The 19539-nt window shown below is 68.7% G+C and carries 14 protein-coding genes; 8 read left to right on the top strand and 6 right to left on the bottom strand.

Features of this window, described 5'->3' with window-relative positions; genetic code table 11:
* The first annotated feature begins 180 nt into the window (after nt 1-180).
* From AC57B5_RS11515 to AC57B5_RS11500, 4 genes are all read left to right on the top strand, one after another.
* A complete protein-coding gene (locus tag AC57B5_RS11515; protein ID WP_496399572.1) occupies nt 181-1824 on the top strand; it encodes an efflux RND transporter periplasmic adaptor subunit in 1644 nt (547 codons plus the stop codon).
* Nucleotides 1825-1870: 46 nt separating this feature from the next.
* Nucleotides 1871-5008, top strand: coding sequence for an MdtB/MuxB family multidrug efflux RND transporter permease subunit (locus AC57B5_RS11510; RefSeq protein ID WP_496399571.1), 3138 nt, complete (start codon nt 1871-1873; stop codon nt 5006-5008).
* A 345-nt stretch (nt 5009-5353) separates the two neighbouring features.
* The gene (locus AC57B5_RS11505; protein ID WP_180317743.1) at nt 5354-8515 is read left to right on the top strand and encodes a multidrug efflux RND transporter permease subunit; all 3162 of its coding nucleotides are present in this window, start codon (nt 5354-5356) and stop codon (nt 8513-8515) included.
* A 23-nt stretch (nt 8516-8538) separates the two neighbouring features.
* Entirely contained in the window at nt 8539-10047 is a 1509-nt protein-coding gene (locus tag AC57B5_RS11500) for an efflux transporter outer membrane subunit (RefSeq protein ID WP_496400108.1), read from the top strand.
* Between the two features lie 3 nt (nt 10048-10050).
* Here AC57B5_RS11500 and AC57B5_RS11495 read toward each other — a convergent pair whose 3' ends face one another.
* Nucleotides 10051-10416, bottom strand: coding sequence for a hypothetical protein (locus AC57B5_RS11495; RefSeq protein ID WP_016454686.1), 366 nt, complete (start codon nt 10414-10416; stop codon nt 10051-10053).
* A 92-nt stretch (nt 10417-10508) separates the two neighbouring features.
* Here AC57B5_RS11495 and AC57B5_RS11490 point away from each other — a divergent pair, with 92 nt between their 5' ends.
* Nucleotides 10509-11195, top strand: coding sequence for an ABC transporter ATP-binding protein (locus AC57B5_RS11490; RefSeq protein ID WP_496399570.1), 687 nt, complete (start codon nt 10509-10511; stop codon nt 11193-11195).
* Nucleotides 11196-11219: 24 nt separating this feature from the next.
* Here the strand turns inward: AC57B5_RS11490 and AC57B5_RS11485 are convergent, their stop codons facing one another.
* The 4 genes from AC57B5_RS11485 to AC57B5_RS11470 all read right to left on the bottom strand — a co-directional run bounded on the left by AC57B5_RS11485 (nt 11220) and on the right by AC57B5_RS11470 (nt 14066).
* Nucleotides 11220-12032, bottom strand: coding sequence for a LytR/AlgR family response regulator transcription factor (locus tag AC57B5_RS11485; RefSeq protein WP_496399569.1), 813 nt, complete (start codon nt 12030-12032; stop codon nt 11220-11222).
* Between the two features lie 144 nt (nt 12033-12176).
* Nucleotides 12177-13265 carry a sensor histidine kinase gene (locus AC57B5_RS11480; RefSeq protein ID WP_496399568.1) on the bottom strand — a complete coding sequence of 363 codons (1089 nt, stop codon included), beginning with the start codon at nt 13263-13265 and terminating at the stop codon, nt 12177-12179.
* Between the two features lie 29 nt (nt 13266-13294).
* Nucleotides 13295-13621, bottom strand: coding sequence for a 2TM domain-containing protein (locus tag AC57B5_RS11475; RefSeq protein ID WP_496399567.1), 327 nt, complete (start codon nt 13619-13621; stop codon nt 13295-13297).
* 34 nt (nt 13622-13655) lie between these two features.
* The gene (locus AC57B5_RS11470) at nt 13656-14066 is read right to left on the bottom strand and encodes a DUF2306 domain-containing protein (protein WP_013803596.1); all 411 of its coding nucleotides are present in this window, start codon (nt 14064-14066) and stop codon (nt 13656-13658) included.
* Nucleotides 14067-14388: 322 nt separating this feature from the next.
* Between AC57B5_RS11470 and AC57B5_RS11465 the strand changes: the two genes are divergently transcribed.
* Together AC57B5_RS11465 and AC57B5_RS11460 are read left to right on the top strand one after the other, a co-directional pair.
* Nucleotides 14389-16554 carry a TonB-dependent receptor gene (locus AC57B5_RS11465; RefSeq protein WP_013803595.1) on the top strand — a complete coding sequence of 722 codons (2166 nt, stop codon included), beginning with the start codon at nt 14389-14391 and terminating at the stop codon, nt 16552-16554.
* Nucleotides 16555-16572: 18 nt separating this feature from the next.
* Nucleotides 16573-17802, top strand: coding sequence for a PepSY-associated TM helix domain-containing protein (locus AC57B5_RS11460; protein WP_496399566.1), 1230 nt, complete (start codon nt 16573-16575; stop codon nt 17800-17802).
* A 328-nt stretch (nt 17803-18130) separates the two neighbouring features.
* On the opposite strand, the gene AC57B5_RS11455 is transcribed toward AC57B5_RS11460, so the two are convergent.
* On the bottom strand, nt 18131-18409 hold the full coding sequence (locus AC57B5_RS11455; protein WP_043781210.1) for a PsiF family protein: 279 nt from the start codon (nt 18407-18409) through the stop codon (nt 18131-18133).
* Between the two features lie 193 nt (nt 18410-18602).
* Here AC57B5_RS11455 and AC57B5_RS11450 point away from each other — a divergent pair, with 193 nt between their 5' ends.
* Nucleotides 18603-19430 (top strand): undecaprenyl-diphosphate phosphatase, encoded by an 828-nt coding sequence (locus AC57B5_RS11450; protein ID WP_034391335.1) that lies wholly within the window; start codon nt 18603-18605, stop codon nt 19428-19430.
* Nucleotides 19431-19539 lie beyond the last annotated feature (109 nt).

Raw genomic sequence — 19539 nt, 5'->3', positions numbered from 1 at the left:
TTCCGAAAACGACCATGTCAGAGCGGGTAAAGCCGGGGTAAAGCGGGGGTAATGCCTGCGTAAAACGGCGATCTGCCTCGTTTTGGAGAGCATGGGACTGGCTACCATAGCCGCATCCGCCGCCGTTCCCCGTTCCGGGGCCGGACCCACGGTTTCCTCCCACGACTTCCCGCAGTGACCATGAAACGCCTGTCAAGCAGCCCCTTTGTTGCAGATGCCCACGGCGTACGCCAGCGCGGCCGGGTACGGCCCGCCCTGATGTGGGGCGTGGTGGCACTGGCCCTGGTGGCGGGGGGCGGGCTGTGGTGGTGGAACAAGCGGGCGCCGGCCCAGGGCGAGCAGGCCTCGGCCGGTGCGCCCGGCCCGGGTGGCGGGCGTGCGGGAGGCGGCCGGCGCGGCCCCGGCGGGCCGGGTGGGCCTGGCGGCCCCGGCGCCATGGGTGCCCAGGCGCAGCCGGTGTCCGTGGGCGTGGTGGAGCGGCGCGACATGCGCGTGCTGATCAGCGCCATCGGCACCATGAACCCGCGCGCCACGGCCGTGGTGCGCGCCAAGGTGTCGGGCGAGTTGCTGCGCCTGCATTTCAAGGAAGGCGACGAGGTCAAGGCCGGCCAGCTGCTGGCCGAGATCGATCCGCGCAGCTTCCAGGCCAGCTTCAACCAGATCCAGGGCACGCTGCAGCGCGACCAGGCGCTGCTCAAGAACGCCCAGCTGGACCTGCAGCGCTACAAGGAGCTGCAGGCCCAGGATTCCATTGCCGGCCAGCAGGTCGATACCCAGGCTGCGCTGGTGCGCCAGTACCAGGGCACGGTGGCCGCCGACCAGGCCCAGGCCGATGCGGCCAAGCTGCAACTGAGCTACACGCGCATCACGGCGCCCATTGCGGGCCGGCTGGGCCTGCGCCAGGCCGACCGGGGCAATGTGGTCAATCCTTCGGATGCCAACGGCATCGTCACCATCACCCAGGTCAAGCCCATCGATGCGGTGTTTTCCGTGCCCGAGGCCCATGTGGGCACGCTGGCACGGCGCCTGGCCGAGGGGCGCGAGCTGCCCGTGGAGCTGTGGGACCGGGACCTCAAGCAGCAACTGGGGCGCGGCCGCCTCAATGCGGTGGACAACAGCATCGACATCGCCACCGGCACCATCAAGGCCAAGGCCGCCTTCGACAATGCCGAGGGCCGGCTGTTCGCCAACCAGTTCGTCAACGTCAAGCTGGAAGTGGACCGGCTGGAGCAGGCGCTGACCGTGCCGACCACGGCCGTGCAGAACAACTACGTCTACCTGGTCCAGGAGGATGGCACGGTGACGCAGCGGCGCATTGCCGTGGGCGTGACCGATGGCGACCGGGTGAGCGTGAAGGGCGAACTCAAGCCCGGCGAGCAGGTGGTGGTCGATGGCATTGACCGCCTGCGCGAAGGCGCCAAGGTCACGGTGATCGAGCCCGACAAGGTGCAGAAGGTGGACCAGGCCGTGCAGGATGCCTCCGGCCAGCCGCGCGGCATGCGCAACCTGCCGCCCGATGTGCGCGCCAAGCTGGCGACCATGAACCCCGACGAGCGCAAGGCCTACCTGCAGAAGCTGCGTGCCGAGCGCGGTGGGCAGCGCAATGGGGGTAACGGTGGCAGTGGCGGTAACGGCGGCAACGGCGGCAACGGCGGAAACGTGACCGCGCCGGCGGCCGAAGGCTCCGCGCCCGCAGGCCGGTCGCCGGCACCGTCGCCCGGATCGCCCCAGCCTTCGCCCGGCCCGGCACCTGCCGCGCCTTCTGCTCCCTCTGCGCCTGCTGCTCCGGCAACTCCCGCAGCTCCCGCTCCGGCCGGGCGCTGAGCAGCGCCCCGGCACCTGAAGACTGCAAGCCCTTCCAGGCGGCCCCATGAATCTTTCCCGCATCTTCATCCTGCGACCCGTCGCCACCTCGCTGCTGATGGTGGCGGTGCTGATCGCCGGCCTGCTGGCCTACCGGCTGTTGCCGATCTCGGCCCTGCCCGAGGTGGACTATCCCACCATCCAGGTCACCACGCTGTACCCCGGTGCCAGCCCCGACGTGATGACCTCCAACGTCACGGCGCCGCTGGAGCGCCAGCTGGGCCAGATGCCGGGACTGTCGCAGATGTCGTCCACCAGCTCGGGCGGCGCCTCGGTGATCACGCTGCGCTTTGCGCTGGACATGGCCATGGACGTGGCCGAGCAGCAGGTGCAGGCCGCCATCAACGCGGGCTCCAACCTGCTGCCCAGCGACCTGCCCATGCCCCCGCTGTACAGCAAGGTCAACCCGGCGGACGCGCCCATCCTCACGCTGGCCATCACCTCGCCCTCGCTGCCGGTGATCCGCGTCAATGACCTGGTGGAAAACCGCCTGGCGCCCAAGCTCTCGCAGGTCAACGGCGTGGGGCTGGTGGCGATTGCCGGCGGGCGCCGGCCTGCCGTGCGCATCCAGGCCAACCCGACGGCGCTGGCTGGCCTGGGCATGACGCTGGATGATGTGCGCACCGCCATCGCCGCCGCCAACGTCAAGCAGGCCAAGGGCGGCTTCGACGGCCCGGCGCGCGCCTCCACCATCGATGCCAATGACCAGCTGCAGTCGGCGGCCGAGTACCGCAACCTCATCATCGCCTTCAAGAACGGCCTGCCCGTGCGCCTGTCCGACATCGCCCAGACCGTGGACGATGCCGAGAACACGCGCCTGGCCGCCTGGGCCGGCACGCCCGAAGGCGGTTCGCGCGCGGGCGTGATCCTCAACATCCGGCGCCAGCCCGGCGCCAATGTGATCGAGACGGTGGACCGCATCAAGGCGCTGCTGCCCCAGCTCAAGGAGACGCTGCCGGCCTCGCTGGACGTGCAGGTGCTGACCGACCGCACGGTGACCATCCGCGCCTCGGTCAACGACATGCAGCTGGAGCTGATGCTGGCCATCGCCCTGGTGGTGGCGGTGATCTTCGTCTTCCTGCGCAGCGCCTCGGCCACGCTGATCCCGAGCTTTGCCGTGCCGCTGTCGCTGATCGGCACCTTCGGCGTGATGTACCTGGCCGGTTTTTCCATCAACAACCTCACGCTGATGGCGCTGACGATCTCCACCGGCTTCGTGGTGGACGATGCCATCGTGATGATCGAGAACATCGCGCGCTTCGTGGAAAAGGGCGAGCCGCCCATGCAGGCCGCGCTCAAGGGCGCCAAGCAGATCGGCTTCACCATCATCTCGCTGACGATTTCGCTGATCGCCGTGCTGATCCCGCTGCTGTTCATGGGCGACGTGGTGGGGCGGCTGTTCCACGAGTTCGCCATCACCATGGCGGTGGCCATCCTGATCTCGGCCGTGGTCTCGCTGACGCTCACGCCCATGCTGTGCGCACGGCTGCTGCGCCACCAGCCCGAAGGGGCCGAGGAGGAAAAGCACGGCCGCCTGTACCACGCCACGGGCCGTTTCTTCGACCGCACCATCGCCGGCTACGGCCGCATCCTCACCTGGGTGCTGGACCGCCGGGGCCTGACCTGGATCGTCTTCCTGGCCACGCTGGCCGTGACCGTGCTGCTGTACTTTGCCGTGCCCAAGGGCTTCTTCCCGGACCAGGACACGGGCACCATCCAGGCCACGACCGAGGCCGACCAGTCCATCTCGTTCGCCGCCATGGCCGAGCGCCAGCAGGCCCTGGCCGAGCTGCTGCTCAAGGACCCGGCCGTGCAGAGCATCTCGTCCTTCATCGGCGTCGATGGCAGCAACACCACGCTGAACACGGGCCGGCTGCTGATCGACCTCAAGCCCCATGGCCAGCGCGATGGCGTGCCCGCCGTGCTGCGCCGCCTGTCCGACGATGCGCTGCAGATCCCGGGCATACGCCTGTACGCCCAGCCCGTGCAGGACCTGACCATCGAGGACCGCGTGGCGCGCACCCAGTACCAGCTGCTGATGTCCTCGCCCGACATGGCGCAGCTGGCCAAGAGCACCCAGGCCCTGGTCGAGCGCATGCACGGCCTGCCCGAGCTGGTGGACGTGGGCAGCGACCTGCAGGACCAGGGTCTGCAGGCCTTCGTGCAGATCGACCGGGCCCAGGCCAGCCGGCTGGGCGTGACGGTCTCGGCCATCGACACGGCGCTGTACAACGCCTTCGGCCAGCGGCTGATCTCCACCATCTTCACGCAGTCCAACCAGTACCGCGTGGTGCTGGAAGTGGCGCCGCAGTTCAAGATCGGGCCCGAGTCGCTGCAGGCCATCTATGTGGCCTCCAGCGCGGGCGCGCCCGTGCCGCTGTCCTCGGTGGCCACGGTCAGCGAGCGGCCCATGGCCCTGGCCGTGAACCATGTGGGCCAGCTGCCCGCCGCCACCATCTCGTTCAACACCGCGCCCGGCGTGTCGCTGGGCCATGCGGTCAAGGCCGTGCAGGACCTGATGGCCCAGCTGCGCACCGAGGGCCATATGCCGCTGTCGGTGGACGCCGCCTTCCAGGGCGCGGCCCTGGCCTTCCAGGCCTCGCTGTCCAACACGCTGCTGCTGGTGCTGGCGGCCGTGATCACCATGTACATCGTGCTGGGCGTGCTCTATGAGAGCACCATCCACCCGGTGACCATCCTGTCCACGCTGCCCTCGGCCGGCGTGGGCGCGCTGCTGGCCCTGCTGCTGGCGGGGCTGGACCTGGACATCATCGCCATCATCGGCATCGTGCTGCTGATCGGCATCGTCAAGAAGAACGCGATCATGATGATCGACTTCGCGCTGGAGGCGCAGCGCGAGGAGGGGCATACGCCGCGCGAGGCCATCTACCAGGCCTGCCTGCTGCGGTTCCGGCCTATCTTGATGACGACCTTGGCGGCTTTGCTGGGGGCACTGCCGTTGATGCTGGGGACGGGGGTGGGCAGTGAGTTGCGGCATCCGTTGGGGGTGACGTTGGTGGGGGGCTTGCTGGTGAGTCAGTTGCTGACTCTGTTCACTACGCCTGTGATTTATCTGACTTTTGAAGGGTGGGCGCAGAGGTGGCGGGATCGTCGGGGTGCTTCTTCGGAGCAGGCCCATGCTTGAGCTTGATCTGCGCTTTTGGCTGGCGCCGCTAGCCGGGGTTCGGCCCGGCGGCCGACCTACTTTCTTGTCGCGCGACAAGAAAGTAGGCAAAGAAGCGCGCCCCACTGCCCGCGACCCCTTCGCTTCGCTGCGGGGCCACCTGCGTCGTGGCGCTTGCGGGGTTCGCCGTGAAACTCACTTCGCGCTGGCGCGCTGCGTTCAGACAATCACGGCGAGTCAGATGACGAAGCAGTCCTGTCCTTCGGCAGGACTGCAACCCCGCAAGCGCCACGACGCAGGCGCGGGCAGAAGGGGAGTTTGCTCGGGCCATCGCTTCGCTCGGCCTGGGGTTTTTGGGGCTGGGTCATGAGCCAGCTTTCCAATCTCTCGGCGCCGTTCATCTTCCGGCCCATTGCCACCATGCTGATGACCATCGGCCTGGCGCTGGCGGGGGCGGTGTCGTATTTCCTGCTGCCGGTGGCGCCGCTGCCGCAGGTGGACTATCCGACGATTTCGGTGTCGGCCAGCCTGCCGGGTGCAAGCCCGGACACCATGGCTGCCACGGTGGCGACGCCGCTGGAGCGGGCGCTGGGGGCGATTGCGGGGGTCAATGAGATCACGTCCAGCTCCAGCCTGGGCAGCACGCGCATCACGCTGCAGTTCGATCTGTCGCGCACGGTGGACAGCGCGGCGCGCGATGTGCAGGCCGCCATCAATGCGGCGCGCACGCTGCTGCCTTCGGGCATGCCGGGCAATCCTACGTATCGCAAGGTGAATCCGGCCGATGCGCCGATCATGATCCTGGCACTCACGTCCAGCGCGCTGACGCGCGGGCAGATGTATGACGCGGCGTCCACCGTGCTGGCGCAAAAGCTCTCGCAGGTGGAGGGCGTGGGCCAGGCGTCCATCAGCGGCGGGGCGCTGCCGGCCGTGCGCGTGGAGCTGGACCCGGTGAAGCTGGCGGCCAATGGCGTGTCGCTGGACCAGGTGCGTACCGCCATTTCGGCCACGAATGCCAACCGGCCGCTGGGCGCGGTGGAGCGCGAGGACCATTATTGGCAGGTGACCGCCAATGACCAGGCGCGCGTGGCGGCCGACTATGCGCCGCTGGTGCTGCGCTGGAGCAATGGCAATGCGATCCGGCTGCAGGACGTGGCCGATGTCACGGATTCGGTGCAGGACGTGCGCAACTACGGCGTGGCCAATGGCAAGCCCGCCATCCTGCTGCAGATCTTCAAGCAGCCGGACGCCAACATCCTGGAGGCCGTGGCGCGCGTGCGCTCTTTGCTGCCGCAGCTCAAGGCGTCCATTCCGGAGGCCATCGATCTGACCATCGTGTCCGACCGCACGCCCACGCTGCGTGCCTCGGTGGTGGAGGTGGAGCGGGCGCTGTTGATCGCCGTGGCGCTGGTGATCCTGGTGGTGTTCCTGTTCCTGCGCAATGGCCGGGCCACGCTGATTCCGGCCGTGGCCGTGCCGGTGTCGCTGGCGGGCACGTTCGGCGTGATGTACCTGGCCGGCTATACGCTGGACAACCTGTCGCTGATGGCGCTGACCGTGGCCACGGGCTTTGTGGTGGACGATGCCATCGTGGTGCTGGAGAACGTGATGCGCCACATGGAGCGCGGCAAGACCGCGCTGCGCGCGGCGCTGGACGGGGCGCGCGAGATCGGGTTCACCGTGGTGTCCATGAGCCTGTCGCTGATCGCGGTGTTCGTGCCCATCCTGTTCATGGGCGGCATCGTGGGGCGGTTTTTCCGCGAGTTCGCGGTGGTGATGTCGGCGGCCATTCTGATCTCCATGGTGGTGTCGCTGACCACCACGCCCATGATGTGCGCGGCGCTGCTGCGCCCGCAGCGTGTCGCTCAGCCGGGCCGGCCGCGCAATGGCCTGCAGCGTGCCTGGGACCGCTTCGGCGCCTGGGTGGGCCGGGCCGAACGGCGGGCCATGTCCGGCTACCGCGCAAGCCTGGCCTGGTGCCTGCGCCACCAGCCGCTGGTGCTGCTGGTGCTGGCCGGCGTGGTGGCGCTGAACGTGCACCTGTACATGGCCATCGACAAGGGTTTCATGCCCAGCCAGGACACGGGCCGCGTGATGGGCTTCATCCGGGCCGACCAGTCCACCTCCTACCAGGCCATGGAGCAGCGGCTCAAGCGCTTCCTGTCCATCGTGCAGGAAGACCCGGCCGTGGAGTACGTGACGGGCTTCACGGGCGGCGGCCAGCGCAATGCGGCCAACATGTTCATGTCGCTCAAGCCGCTGGCCGAGCGCAAGGTATCGTCCGACGAGGTGATCAACCGCCTGCGCGACAAGCTCAAGAACGAGCCCGGCGCGCGGCTGTTCATGGTCACGCAAAGCGATATCCGCATCGGCGGGCGGCAAAGCTCGGGCTCGTATGACTACACGCTGCAGGCCGACGACATCCAGGACCTGCGCACCTGGGAGCCGCGCATCCGCCAGGTGCTGTCGCAGCTGCCCCAGCTCACGGACGTCAACAGCGATGTGTCCGACTTCGGCCTGCAGACCTCGCTGGTGATCGACCGCGACGCGGCCACGCGCCTGGGGCTGACCGTGTCGCAGATCGACGGCACGCTCAACAACGCCTTCGGCCAGCGCCAGGTGGGCGTGATCTACAACCCGCTCAACCAGTACCGCGTGGTGATGGAGGCCGCGCCCCGCTACCTGCAAAGCCCAGAGACGCTGCGCGGTTTCTTCTTCGTGAACAACCAGGGCGTGCAGGTGCCGCTGACCTCGTTTGCGCGTATCACCACCACCAACACGCCGCTGGCCGTGAACCATGACCGGGGCACACCGGCCAGCACCATCAGCTTCAGCCTGGCCGAGGGCGTGGCGCTGTCGGACGCCAGTGATGCCATCCGCGCGGCCGTGGCCGATCTGGGCGTGCCCGTGTCGGTGCGCGGCAGCTTCAGCGGCACGGCCGGGGCCTTCCAGCAGGCGCTGTCGGGGCAGCCGCTGCTGATCCTGGCGGCCATCATCACCATCTACCTGGTGCTGGGCGTGCTCTATGAGAGCCTGGTGCATCCGCTGACCATCCTGTCCACGCTGCCTTCGGCCGGCGTGGGCGCGCTGATGGCGCTGATGCTGTTCAAGACGGAGTTCTCGCTGATCGCGCTGATCGGGGTGATATTGCTGATCGGCATCGTCAAGAAGAACGCCATCATGATGATCGACTTCGCGCTGGAGCGGCAGCGCGCCGGCCATGCCACGGCCGCCCAGGCCATCTACCGCGCCTGCGAGTTGCGGCTGCGCCCCATCCTCATGACCAGCCTGGCGGCCATCTGCGGCGCGCTGCCGCTGGCCCTGGGCCGGGGCGATGGCGCCGAGCTGCGCCAGCCGCTGGGCATTGCCATCGTGGGCGGCCTGATGCTGAGCCAGCTGCTCACGCTCTACACCACGCCCGTGGTCTATGTGCTGCTGGACAGGCTGCGCCAGCGTGTCATGGGCCTGCGTGGCCGCGTGCAGGGCAAGGACCGTGGCACCCCTGTGCCCGCCGCATCACCCCAGTGAACCGAATCCGAAAGCCCAAGCTGATGCAGTCCAAGACACTTCACTCCCCGGCGATCTGGCTGGCCGCCGCGCTGCTGGCCGGCTGCTCCACGCAGAGCGCCTACCAGCGCCCCGCACTCGAGGTGCCGGCCCAGTTCAAGGAAGCCACGCCCGAGGCGGCCGAGGCCGGCATCTGGCGGCCCGCCGATCCGTCGCGCGCGCAAGTGCCCGACAACTGGTGGGAGCTGTTCGGCGACGAGCAGCTCAACCGCCTGCAGCAGCAGGCCGCCACCGGCAACCAGAGCATTGCCCAGGCCGCCGCGCGCCTGCGTGCCGCGCAGGCGGCCGTGGCCAGCAGCCAGGCCGGGCTGTTCCCCACGCTGGGCAGCACGGCCGGCGCCACGCGCTCGCGCAGCGGCGGGGCCTCCGGTGCATCGGGTGGATCAGGCACGGGCGGCAACACCGGCAGTAGCGGCAGTAGCGGCAACATCTCGACCAACTACTCGCTGGGCCTGAACGCCAGCTGGGAGCTGGACCTGTGGGGCCGCGTGTCGGGCACGGTCAGCGCCAGCCAGGCCAGCGCCCAGGCCAGCAGCGACGACCTGGCCGCCGCGCGCCTGTCGGCCCAGGCATCGATCACGCAGACCTATTTCTCGCTGCGCGCGGCCGATGCCAGCGTGCGGCTGCTGCAGGAAACGCTGCAGGGCTACGAGCAAAGCCTCAAGCTCACCAACAACCGCTACCGCGCGGGCGTGGCCTCGTCGGCCGACGTGGCCCAGGCCGAGGCGCAGTACAAAAGCACCCAGGCCCAGCTCATCGAGGCACAGACCAGCCGCGCCCAGCTGGAGCACGCCCTGGCCGCGCTGCTGGGCCTGCCGCCTGCGGCCTTCAGCCTGGAGGCCGGCGCCGAACTGCCGCTGCCGCCCGAGGTGCCGGCCATGCTCTCGTCCCAACTGCTGGAGCAGCGCCCAGACATTGCGGCGGCCGAGCGCCGCGTGGCCGCCGCCAACGCCCAGGTAGGCGTGGCGCGCGCTGCCTTCTTCCCGGCGCTCACGCTGTCGGCCACGGCCGGCTACCGGGGTGCATCGCTGTCCAACCTGGTGAGTGCGCCCAACCTGTTCTGGTCGCTGGGCCCGTCGCTGGCGCTGGCGCTGTTCGACGGCGGCGCGCGCACGGCGGCCGTGGAGTCGGCGCGTGCCTCGCTGGACCTGGCCGCCGCCACCTACCGCCAGACCGTGCTGACGGCGTTGCAGGAGGTGGAGGACAACCTGGTCACCGCATCCGCCCTGGCGCGCGAGCAGCAGGTGCAGATCGAGGCCGTGGCCGCCGCGCAGAAGGCGCTGGATGTCGTCAACAACCAGTACCGCGCGGGTACGGTGGCCTATCTGAATGTGCTCAGCGCCCAGACCACGGTGCTGTCGGCACGGCGCAGCCTGATCGATGTGCGCAACCGGCGGCTGGCCGCCGTCAACACCTTGCTCAAGAACGTGGCCGGGCGCTGGGAGCCGCTGGGGCCGGCCTCCGTGCAGGGGCCGCAGGCTGTCGCGCGCTGATGTTCAGTCCTGCAGCTCGAAGGCCTGGCGCAATGCTTCGCCGAAGGCCGCGCTGCCGCTGATCGACAGGTTCACCGTGGTGCGGCCATCCCCGGCCGCCACGGATTGCAGGCGCGCCGTGGCTGCGTCAAAGCGCCAGTCCAGCGGCTGGCCGCCGTCGTCCTGGGCCTGCAGCTCGTAGTCCCAGTCGCCGCCTTCCTCGATGGGGCCGCGCCGGCCCTTGAAGCGGCGGTGCGCCCAGGCCAGCAATTGCTCCACCTCGGCCGCCAGCGCCGGCACGCGCGTGGCGGGCACGCTGGCCATGGCGTCCCAGCAGCCCGTGCCTTCGTCGTCTTCGCTGTAGTCGAAATCCAGGTAGTCGAGGGTCATGTTGGGGTCCGCCTGCGTGATGGGAAAAGAGAAAGCCCGGCATTGTGCCGCGTGCACAATCGCCCGCATCGCAGAACCGGAAAGACATTCAGATGGACACCGCACAGCAAACGATGGCGCCGCCGATGGTGAGCGCGCAGTCCCTGCGCTTCGGGCAGCCGGGCCTGCTGCTGTGGGATGGCGCCTCGCACGACTGGCCCGTGGGCCTGTGCCTGGTGCGCGGCGGCGAGGGCTGCGGCAAGACCAGCCTGCTGCAAATGCTGGCCGGCCAGTTGCCCTTGCAGGGCGGGCGCCTGGCGTATCCGCAGCAGCCGGACCCCTCGCAGCGCCCCGCGCTGTTCTGGCGCGACCCGCGCGCCGAACTGTCCAATGCCGAGCGCGCCCGGCCCGCGCAGGAATGGGTGCAGGCACAGCGGCAGTTGCACCCGGCGTGGAGCGAGGCGGCATGGCAGGCCCATGCCGACGGCCTGGGCCTGGAGCCCCACCTGCACAAGCCCCTGCTGGCCCTGTCCACGGGCAGCCTGCGCAAGCTGTGGATGGCGGCGGGTTGGGCCAGCGGCGTGCCGCTGCTGCTGATCGACGAGCCACTGGCCGCGCTGGACCGGGGGTCGATCGACCATGTGCAGCGCACGCTGGCGGGGCTGAACCGGGCCGGCCAGCAATCTGCGCCCGTGGCCGGGCATGGCCCCCGCTGCGTGATCGTCGCCCACTGGGACGAGATGCAGGGCGTGGCCTGGGACGACGTGCTGGACCTGCCCGATCAGCCGCCGCTGCGCTGACGGAGCCGGCGTCTACATCGCCACCTACATCGCCTTGAACCGCTGCGCGTAGAGGCGGCTCACGGCCAGTTTTTCCCCTCGCTCGCGCAGCTGCAGCCACAGCCGGCCGGCCTCGTCGCGCTGGGCATTGGCAATGGCCGCCGCACGCACCACCGTGCCGCGGTGCACCTGCCAGAATTCCTCGGCATCCAGCCGGGGCAGCAGCTCCTTGAGCGGCGTGCGCACCAGGTACTCATGCGAGGCCGTGAGCACGCGCACGTACTTGTCGGCCGCCTCGAAATAGACGACGTCCTGCACGGGCACCATCTGGATCTGCGTGCCCACGCCGGCCTGGATCATCTGCAGCGGCGGCTCGGTAGCGGTGGCGGCGGGGGCCGTGGCACCGGCCAGGTGCCGCAATTGCTCCAGCGCCTGCGCCAGCGCAGCGCCGGCCGGGGCCGCCGTGCGCTGGGCCAGCAGCTCGCGCAGGCGCTGCACGCTGCGCGCCAGCCGCTCGGGCTGCACGGGCTTGAGCAGGTAGTCCACGGCCTGGGCCTCGAAGGCGTCCATGGCGTACTGGTCATAGGCGGTCACGAAGACCAGGATGGGGAAAGGCTGCGCCTCTGGCCAGGCGTCGGCCAGTTCGGCGGCGGCCTCCAGGCCGCTTTGGCCCGGCATGCGGATGTCGAAGAACAGTACATCGGGCTGCAGCGCCAGCGCCTGCCGGGCAGCACTCAGGCCGTCGCCCACCATGGCGGCAATCTGCAGCTCGGGCCAGGCGCGGGCCAGGGCCTGGCGCAGGTCCTCGGCCAGCAGGGGTTCGTCTTCGGCGATCAGGGCGCGGGGGGCGTAGGTCATTTCAGTCTTCTATTTCACTTGCGCATTGCCGACAGCGTATGAAACTGGCGCGGCCCAACTCAGGGACACCGAGGAAGGGCCGCCCCGCACCGAGGGTGTCGTCCCCCTCCCGCGCAGCGAGAGAGGGGGAAGGCGCGAAGCGACTCAGGGGGTGCATTTGAGGGTGATTCTGGCCAGCGTGCCGCCTTCGGGCAGGGCGGCCAGTTCGAAGTGCGCGGCGTCGCCATAGCGGCTGGCCAGGCGCTCGCGCAGCTGGGCCGTGCCGAAGCGGCTGCCGGGCAGGGCGGGCGCACCGGAATCCAGGCCCATGCCGTTGTCGGCCACGGTCAACTCCAGCTGGCCACCGGCGGTGCGGCGCGCGCGCACGGCGATATGCCCGCCTTCCAGCTTGGGCTCCAGTCCGTGGCGTATGCAGTTTTCCACCAGGGGCTGCAGCAGCAGCGGCGGCACGGGTACCTGGGCCAGGTCCTCGGGCAGGTCCAGCGTGTATTGCAGGCGCGGGCCCATGCGGATGGACATCAGCGCCAGGTAGTCGCGCAGGCGTGCGAACTCTTCGCCCAGCGCATGCTCGGTGCTGCGCGAGCCGCCCAGCGTGGCGCGCAGGTAGGCGATCAGATGGTCCAGCATGGCCTGGGCGCGCTGCGGGTCGCTGGCCACCAGCACGCGCAGGTTGGCCAGGGTGTTGAACAGCATGTGCGGCTCCAGCTGGGCCTGCAGCAGGGTGAGTTTGGCCTCGGCTGCCTGGCGTCGGGCCTGTTCGGCCTGCATCTGCAGGTGGCGCGAGTAGCCCAGCAGGAAGAAGGCCAGCGACATCACCGTGCTGGCGACGATGGTGACGGCCAGCGGTATCCACAGCCGGTGCATCAGGGCCGTGCTGGCGTCGGGATCGGCCCACTTCCTGTAGGCCGTGCCGATCAGCGACCCGATCACGAACCCCGTCACGATGCCGGCCACCACCAGCGCGGCGCCGCGCCAGCCGCCGGGCCAGGGAATGTCCTGGCCCCGCGTCAGGCGCCAGCGGCCCAGTTCGATGGTGAGCCAGCTGGTCAGGCCGATCGACAGCGAATAGATGAGGTTCACGTCCCAGCGGCCGTGGTTGCTCAGGCTGAATGCGGCGGCAATCAGGGCGCAGGCCGAGGTCGTTGCGATGCCGTGGCGCAGCAGCGTGGTCCGTTCCACGATGTGGCCCTGTGCGGCCCGCTGGGATGGGGCGTTGGATGCGAGGTCGGGCATGGAGAGCAATGGTAGTCCCATGGCGTCGTTCAGCGGGTGCGGTCCTGGCGTGACTGCAGTGCCTGCCGCTCGCGCTCCACCATGCGCCCGTGCCAGCCGTTGCCCGGCAGGGCCAGCCAGACCACGGCCCCGTGGATGGCCAGCCCCAGGCCCCAGCCCAGGGCCGGGAAGATGGCCCAGTGCCTGCCCTGGGACAGCGACAGCGCTGCCAGCCCGAGGTTGACCAGCACATAGACGCTGGCGTGGATCATCCAGCCCATCTTGGCGCCTGCGCGGCGGCGCGCCATGCGCTCCAGGGCATCGTCGTCGTGGCGGGCAGAGGGATCGCGGGGATCAAGGGTATCGAGGGTGCGCATGGGAAGTTCTCCGTCAGGAGGAAGGAAAGCGGCTTCAGGCCAGGCCCAGCTGCTGCCACAGCAGGTCGCCCAGGTAGCGGCCGGGCAGCAGGGTGAACAGGCCCGCCACGACGCAGGCGCCGATGTAGACGCTGCGCATGATCTTGCGGTGGCCGGCGATGTTGCCGTGGTACAGGTGCCAGAACGAGCGGCCCAGGCCGGCAAAGGTCAGCGGCACCAGCAGGTGGACGGGCGTGTAGCCGGCCCAGTTGGGCAGGCGGTAGTCGCGGATGAAGCAGGCGGACACCGCCGCGCAGACCATGAGCGTGACGAAGGCGTAGCCGGCCGCGCGGTGCAGGCGGGGATGGACGGCGGCCTGGCGGCGTGCCAGCAAGGCGATGGCACCCGTGGCCGTGGCCCCGAGGGCGGCGCTCATGTGGATGGCGATCAGCGGTGTCATTTGCATGGCGGTGTCCTGGCGTGCGGCCCGGTTCTGCGGGCCTGTATGGGACAGGACTGTCGCTGCCGGGCGCCGCCGGGGCCAGCGCCATGCGACGGACGGGCGCGGGCAGGGTGCCAGATGCATCGGGGCGCCGCGAGCTGCAGGGATCTCCGTGGTCGTTGGAAGATTGCGGCTATGGGGAGTGCGCACAAACTATTGCGAAGGGCCTTTGAATTCAATCACTTGGAGGATTGCTTCGATGCAACAGATTGAGAAAATTCATAGCAGCGCCCTAACGTGGTTGGTAAGCTAACGGATTCTGTAAATCATTCTCAGTATCATCCTCATGCCCTCCATTCGCCCGATTTCCCTGGCCGTTCTCTGCCTGTGCAGCCAGCAGGCCCTGATTGCCCAGACCCGGGGCGGCGACCCCGTGCTGGAGGCCGTGACGGTGGAGGCCAGTGCCGACGCATCGGCCCAGGGCCTGTCCAAGCCCTTCGCAGGCGGCCAGGTGGCCACGGGCGCGCGCAACGGCGTGCTGGGCACGCTGGACTGGAAGAACTCCTCGTTCTCCACCACCAGCTACACGCAGCAGCTGATCGAAGACACCCAGTCCAAGAGCGTGGGCGATGTGCTGCTCAACGACCCGGGCGTGCGCCAGGCGCGCGGCTTCGGCAACTTCCAGGAGCTGTATGTGCTGCGCGGCTTCCCGGTGTACTCGGACGACATCGCCTACAACGGCCTGTACGGCCTGCTGCCGCGCCAGTACATCGCCTCGGAGTTCTTCGAGCGCGTGGAGGTGCTGCGCGGCGCCAATGCCTTCCTCAATGGCGCAGCACCGGGCGGCAGCGGCATTGGCGGCACCATCAGCCTGCTGCCCAAGCGCGCCGGCAACGATGCGCTGACGCGCGTGGGCGCCGGCATACAGACGGGCGGCCAGGCCTTTGTCTCCACCGACATCTCGCGCCGCTTCGGCCCTGACCAGAGCACCGGCATCCGCCTGAACGCCGTGCGCCGCGACGGCGGCACGGGCGTGGATGGCGAAGACCGCTCGCTCACCGCCCTGGGCGTGGGCCTGGACTGGCGCAGCCGCAACGTGCGCCTGTCGGGCGATGTGGGCTACCAGCGCAACAGCTACAACGGCGGCCGCCCCAGCGTGACGCCGGGCAGCTTCATCCCGGCCGTGCCCGACAACAAGACCAACTACGGCCAGAACTGGTCGTACTCCACCGAGCGCGACCTGTTCGCCACGCTGCGCGCCGAATGGGACATCAACGACACGACCACGGCCTGGGCCGCCGGCGGCCTGCGCCGCGGCAAGGAAGACAACTCCCTGAGCGGCGTGACCGTGAGCAATGCGGCCGGCGACACCACGGGCACGCGCTTCGACAACAAGCGCAAGGACAGTGTGGGCACGGGCGAGGTCGGCATCCGCACGCGCCTGGCCACGGGCAGCGTGGGCCACGAGCTGGTGGCCACGGCCAGCACCTACTCGGCCACCGAGCGCAATGCCTGGGGCATGGGCTTTGGCGTGGTCAACAACATCTACAACCCCTGGAGCAGCGCGCGCCCCGCCATGACGCTGTTCGGCGGCAACCTGGCCGATCCCACGCGTGCGGGTGAAACCCAACTCAACAGCTTTGCCATCGGCGACACGCTGACGATGCTGGACGAGCGCCTGCGCCTGACCGTGGGCGTGCGCCGCCAGAGCATCGAGCAAAGCAGCTACGACTACAACACGGGCGCGCAGACCGACAACTACAAGAAGTCGGCTACCACGCCCATGCTGGGCCTGGTGTTCAAGACCAGCGAGAACACCTCGGTCTACGCCAACTACATCGAAGGCCTGACCAAGGGCGCCGTGGCGCCGCAGACGGCCAACGACCTGCCCGTGTCCAACGGAGGCCAGGTGTTCGCGCCCTACAAGTCGCGCCAGAAGGAAATCGGCTTCAAGTGGCAGGGCCAGCAGCTGGGCGCCACGGTGGCGCTGTACACCACGGACATGCCTTCGGCCTATGTGGCAAACCAGGTCTTCGGCCAGTACGGCAAGCAGCGCAACAGCGGCCTGGAGGCCACGGTCTTCGGCGAACCCGTCAAGGGCCTGCGCGTGCTGGGCGGCGTGACCTTCAGCGAGGCCAAGATCCGCGAGGCCGCCGATGCCACCACCATCGGCAACTACGCCATCGGCGTGCCCAAGCGCCTGCTCAACCTGGGCGTGGACTGGGATGTGCCCGGCGTCTCGGGCCTGGCCCTCAATGCGCGCGTGATGCACACCTCCAGCCAGTACGCCAACGGCGCCAACACGCTGAAGGTGGCCTCGTGGACGCGCACCGACATCGGCGCGCGTTATCTCATGGACATCGGCAACAACCGCCTGCTGACCCTGCGCGCGCGCATCGACAACCTGTTCGACAAGGGCTACTGGTCGTCCGTGGGCGGCTACCCGGGCGCCAACTACCTGGTGCAGTCCATGCCGCGCACCTTCTCGCTGAGCGCATCGGTGGACTTCTGAGCCGGAGCGATCTGAAGCATGCGCGCGTTGTGGACGGTGGTGCACCGCTGGATAGGCCTGGTGCTGGCCGGTTTCCTCACCATGGCCGGCCTCACCGGGGCCGTGCTGTCCTGGGACCATGAAATCGACGAATGGCTCAACGCCGACATGCTGGAGACCCCGGCACGCGGCCCGCTGAAGACCCCGCTGGAGCTGGCCGCCGCCGTGCAGGCCAGCGAGCTGCGCGCCGAGATCAGCTACATGACCCTGGGCCTGGTCGAGGGCGAAGCCGCCATGTTCATGGTGCGCCCCCGGCCCGACCCGGCCACGGGCCAGGCGCCTGCGCTGGGCTATGACACGGTCTTCGTCGATCCCGTCAGCGGCCACATCACCGGCCAGCGCAACGGGCGCAGCTTCGCGCTCAGCCAGCGCAACCTCATGCCCTGGCTGCGCCACCTGCACGAAAGCCTGCTGGCCCCGCGCTTTTGGGGCACGGACCGCTGGGGCTACTGGTTCATGGGCAGCCTGGCCCTGCTGTGGGTGGCCGACAGCTTTGTCGCGCTGCTGCTGACCTTTCCCGTCAAGCTCAGGAAAGGCGCCCCGCGCCTGACGGCGGCCGTGGGATCGTGGTGGCGCCGTTGGCTGCCCTCATGGCGCGTGCGCTGGGGCGGCGGCGCCTACAAGCTCAACTTCGACCTGCACCGCGCGGGCGGCCTGTGGGTCTGGGCCGTCATCGTCATCGTGGCCTTCACCTCGTTCTCGCTGAACCTGTACCGCGAAGTCTTCTACCCGGTGATGAGCACCGTCTCCACCACCACGCCCGGCCCCTACGAAACCCTCAAGCCCGCGCCCCAGGGCACGCTCCTCGTGCCCCAGGTCTCGTTCGCTCAGGCCATCGCCATCGCCCAGAGCGAGGCCAAGCGCCTGGGCTTCGCCCAGCCCGCAGGCGGCATCTGGTGGGGCGGGGACTTCCCGTTCTACAACATCTCCTTCTTCGACCCGCACGACGAAACCGGCGCCATGGGCATGGGCCTGTCCAACATCTACGTCAGCTCGGACAACGGCGAAGTCCTGGGCACCTACCGCCCCTGGCACGGCACGGCCGCCGACGTCTTCGTCCAGCTGCAACTGCCCCTGCACAGCGGCCGCATCCTCGGCACCCCCGGCCGCGTGCTCATGTCCTTCGTCGGCGTGCTCGTCGCCGTCCTGTCGATCACCGGCGTCATCATCTGGTGGCGCAAGCGCAGAGCTAGGAAGATGACCCCCTGAGCGGCTGCGCCGCTTCCCCCTTCTCGCTTCGCGGAGGGGGACGCAGCCCTCACTGCGGGGCGGCCCTTGCTCGGCTGCCCGCGCTTGAGCCCTGCGAGTTTGAACGGCTGTCGGTAGTGCACGGCTCCATTGATAGCCAAATCAGAAAACTATCCGCCTAAACAGCAAAGCCACCGAAAACGGTGGCTTTTTGCAATGCTTGACGGGCTCAAGGCCATCCCGACTGGCGCGCCCTAAAGCGAGGGACACCGAGGAAGGGCCGCCCCGCACCGAGGGTGTCGTCCCCCCCGCGCAGCGAGAGGGGGAAGGCGCGCAGCGCCTCAGGGGGTCAGTCCTTCTTCAAGCATTCACTCATGAACGCCTTGCGCTCATCACCCTTCTTGCCCGTGGCGTCCACGTTGCAGGTCTTCATGCGTTCCTGCTGGCGCTTCTTGCCGTCGGACAGGCAGGACTTCATGAACTCCTTGCGTTCGTCGCCTTTCTTGCCGGTGGCTTCGGTGTTGCAGGTGCCCATCAGCTTTTGCTGGGCCGTGGGAGCCTTGTCCCCTGCGGCCATGCCCATGCTGCAGGCCAGGGAGACAACTGCCAGAACAACGATTTTTTTCATGATGGAATGGTTTTGAAGGCGCGCTGAAGTCCAGCGCACCCACATTGCAGCACAGTGCCGGGCGCGCAGCAACGTCGCGGGCCCGGCGTTGTAAAAGTTTGCGATTGCCGCTGACAGGCGGGCAGGCGGACACCGGCAGGCCATGGCCAGCGCAGATAATGGCCCACTTTTGCATTGCGACAGGACGCTTGCCGTGGACATTCTTTTGCTGGTCAAGGCCGCCATCATGGGCATCGTGGAAGGGCTGACGGAGTTCCTTCCCATCTCTTCCACCGGGCACCTCATCCTTGCAGGCTCGCTGCTGGGCTTCGACGATGCCAAGGCCAAGGTCTTCGACATCGCCATCCAGACCGGCGCCATCTTCGCCGTGGTGCTGGTGTACTGGCAAAAGATCCGCTCCACCGTGGTCGACCTGCCCACCAGCCGCCAGGCGCAGCGGCTCACGCTGAACGTCATCATCGGCTTCCTGCCGGCCGTGGTGCTGGCGCTGATCTTCGGCAAGTTTATCAAGGCGCACCTGTTCACGCCCACCGTGGTGGCCACCACCTTCATCCTGGGCGGCTTCGTCATCCTGTGGGCCGAGCGCCGACCCGCCTCGGCCATGCGCGTGCAGACCGTGGACGAGATGACGCCGCTGGACGCCCTCAAGGTCGGCCTGGTGCAGTGCCTGGCCATGATTCCCGGCACCAGCCGCAGCGGCGCCACCATCATCGGCGGCATGCTGATGGGCCTGTCGCGCAAGGCGGCCACCGACTTTTCGTTCTTCCTGGCCATTCCCACGCTGATCGGCGCCGGCGTCTACAGCCTCTACAAGGAGCGCGCCCTGCTGTCGGTGGCCGACATCCCCATGTTCGCCGTGGGCCTGGTGTTTTCCTTCATCAGCGCCTGGCTGTGCGTGCGCTGGCTGCTGCGCTACATCTCCACCAACAGCTTCGTGCCGTTTGCCTGGTACCGCATCGCCTTCGGCATCATCGTGCTGGTGACGGCCTTCACCGGGGTCGTGTCCTGGAGCGAGGCCTGACAGCCTGCGCCGCCCATGCAAAAAGCCACCCCAAGGGTGGCTTTTTTTGTCGCCGGGCCGCCCCAAGACAAAAAGCGGCCCCCTCGGGGGGCAGCGGACCTTGCGCAGC

Source organism: Delftia sp. BGA-UO-ETr-SB1 (assembly GCF_059567865.1).
The sequence above is the reverse complement of the archived record's forward strand: the minus strand, read 5'-3'. Positions and strand labels throughout refer to the sequence as shown.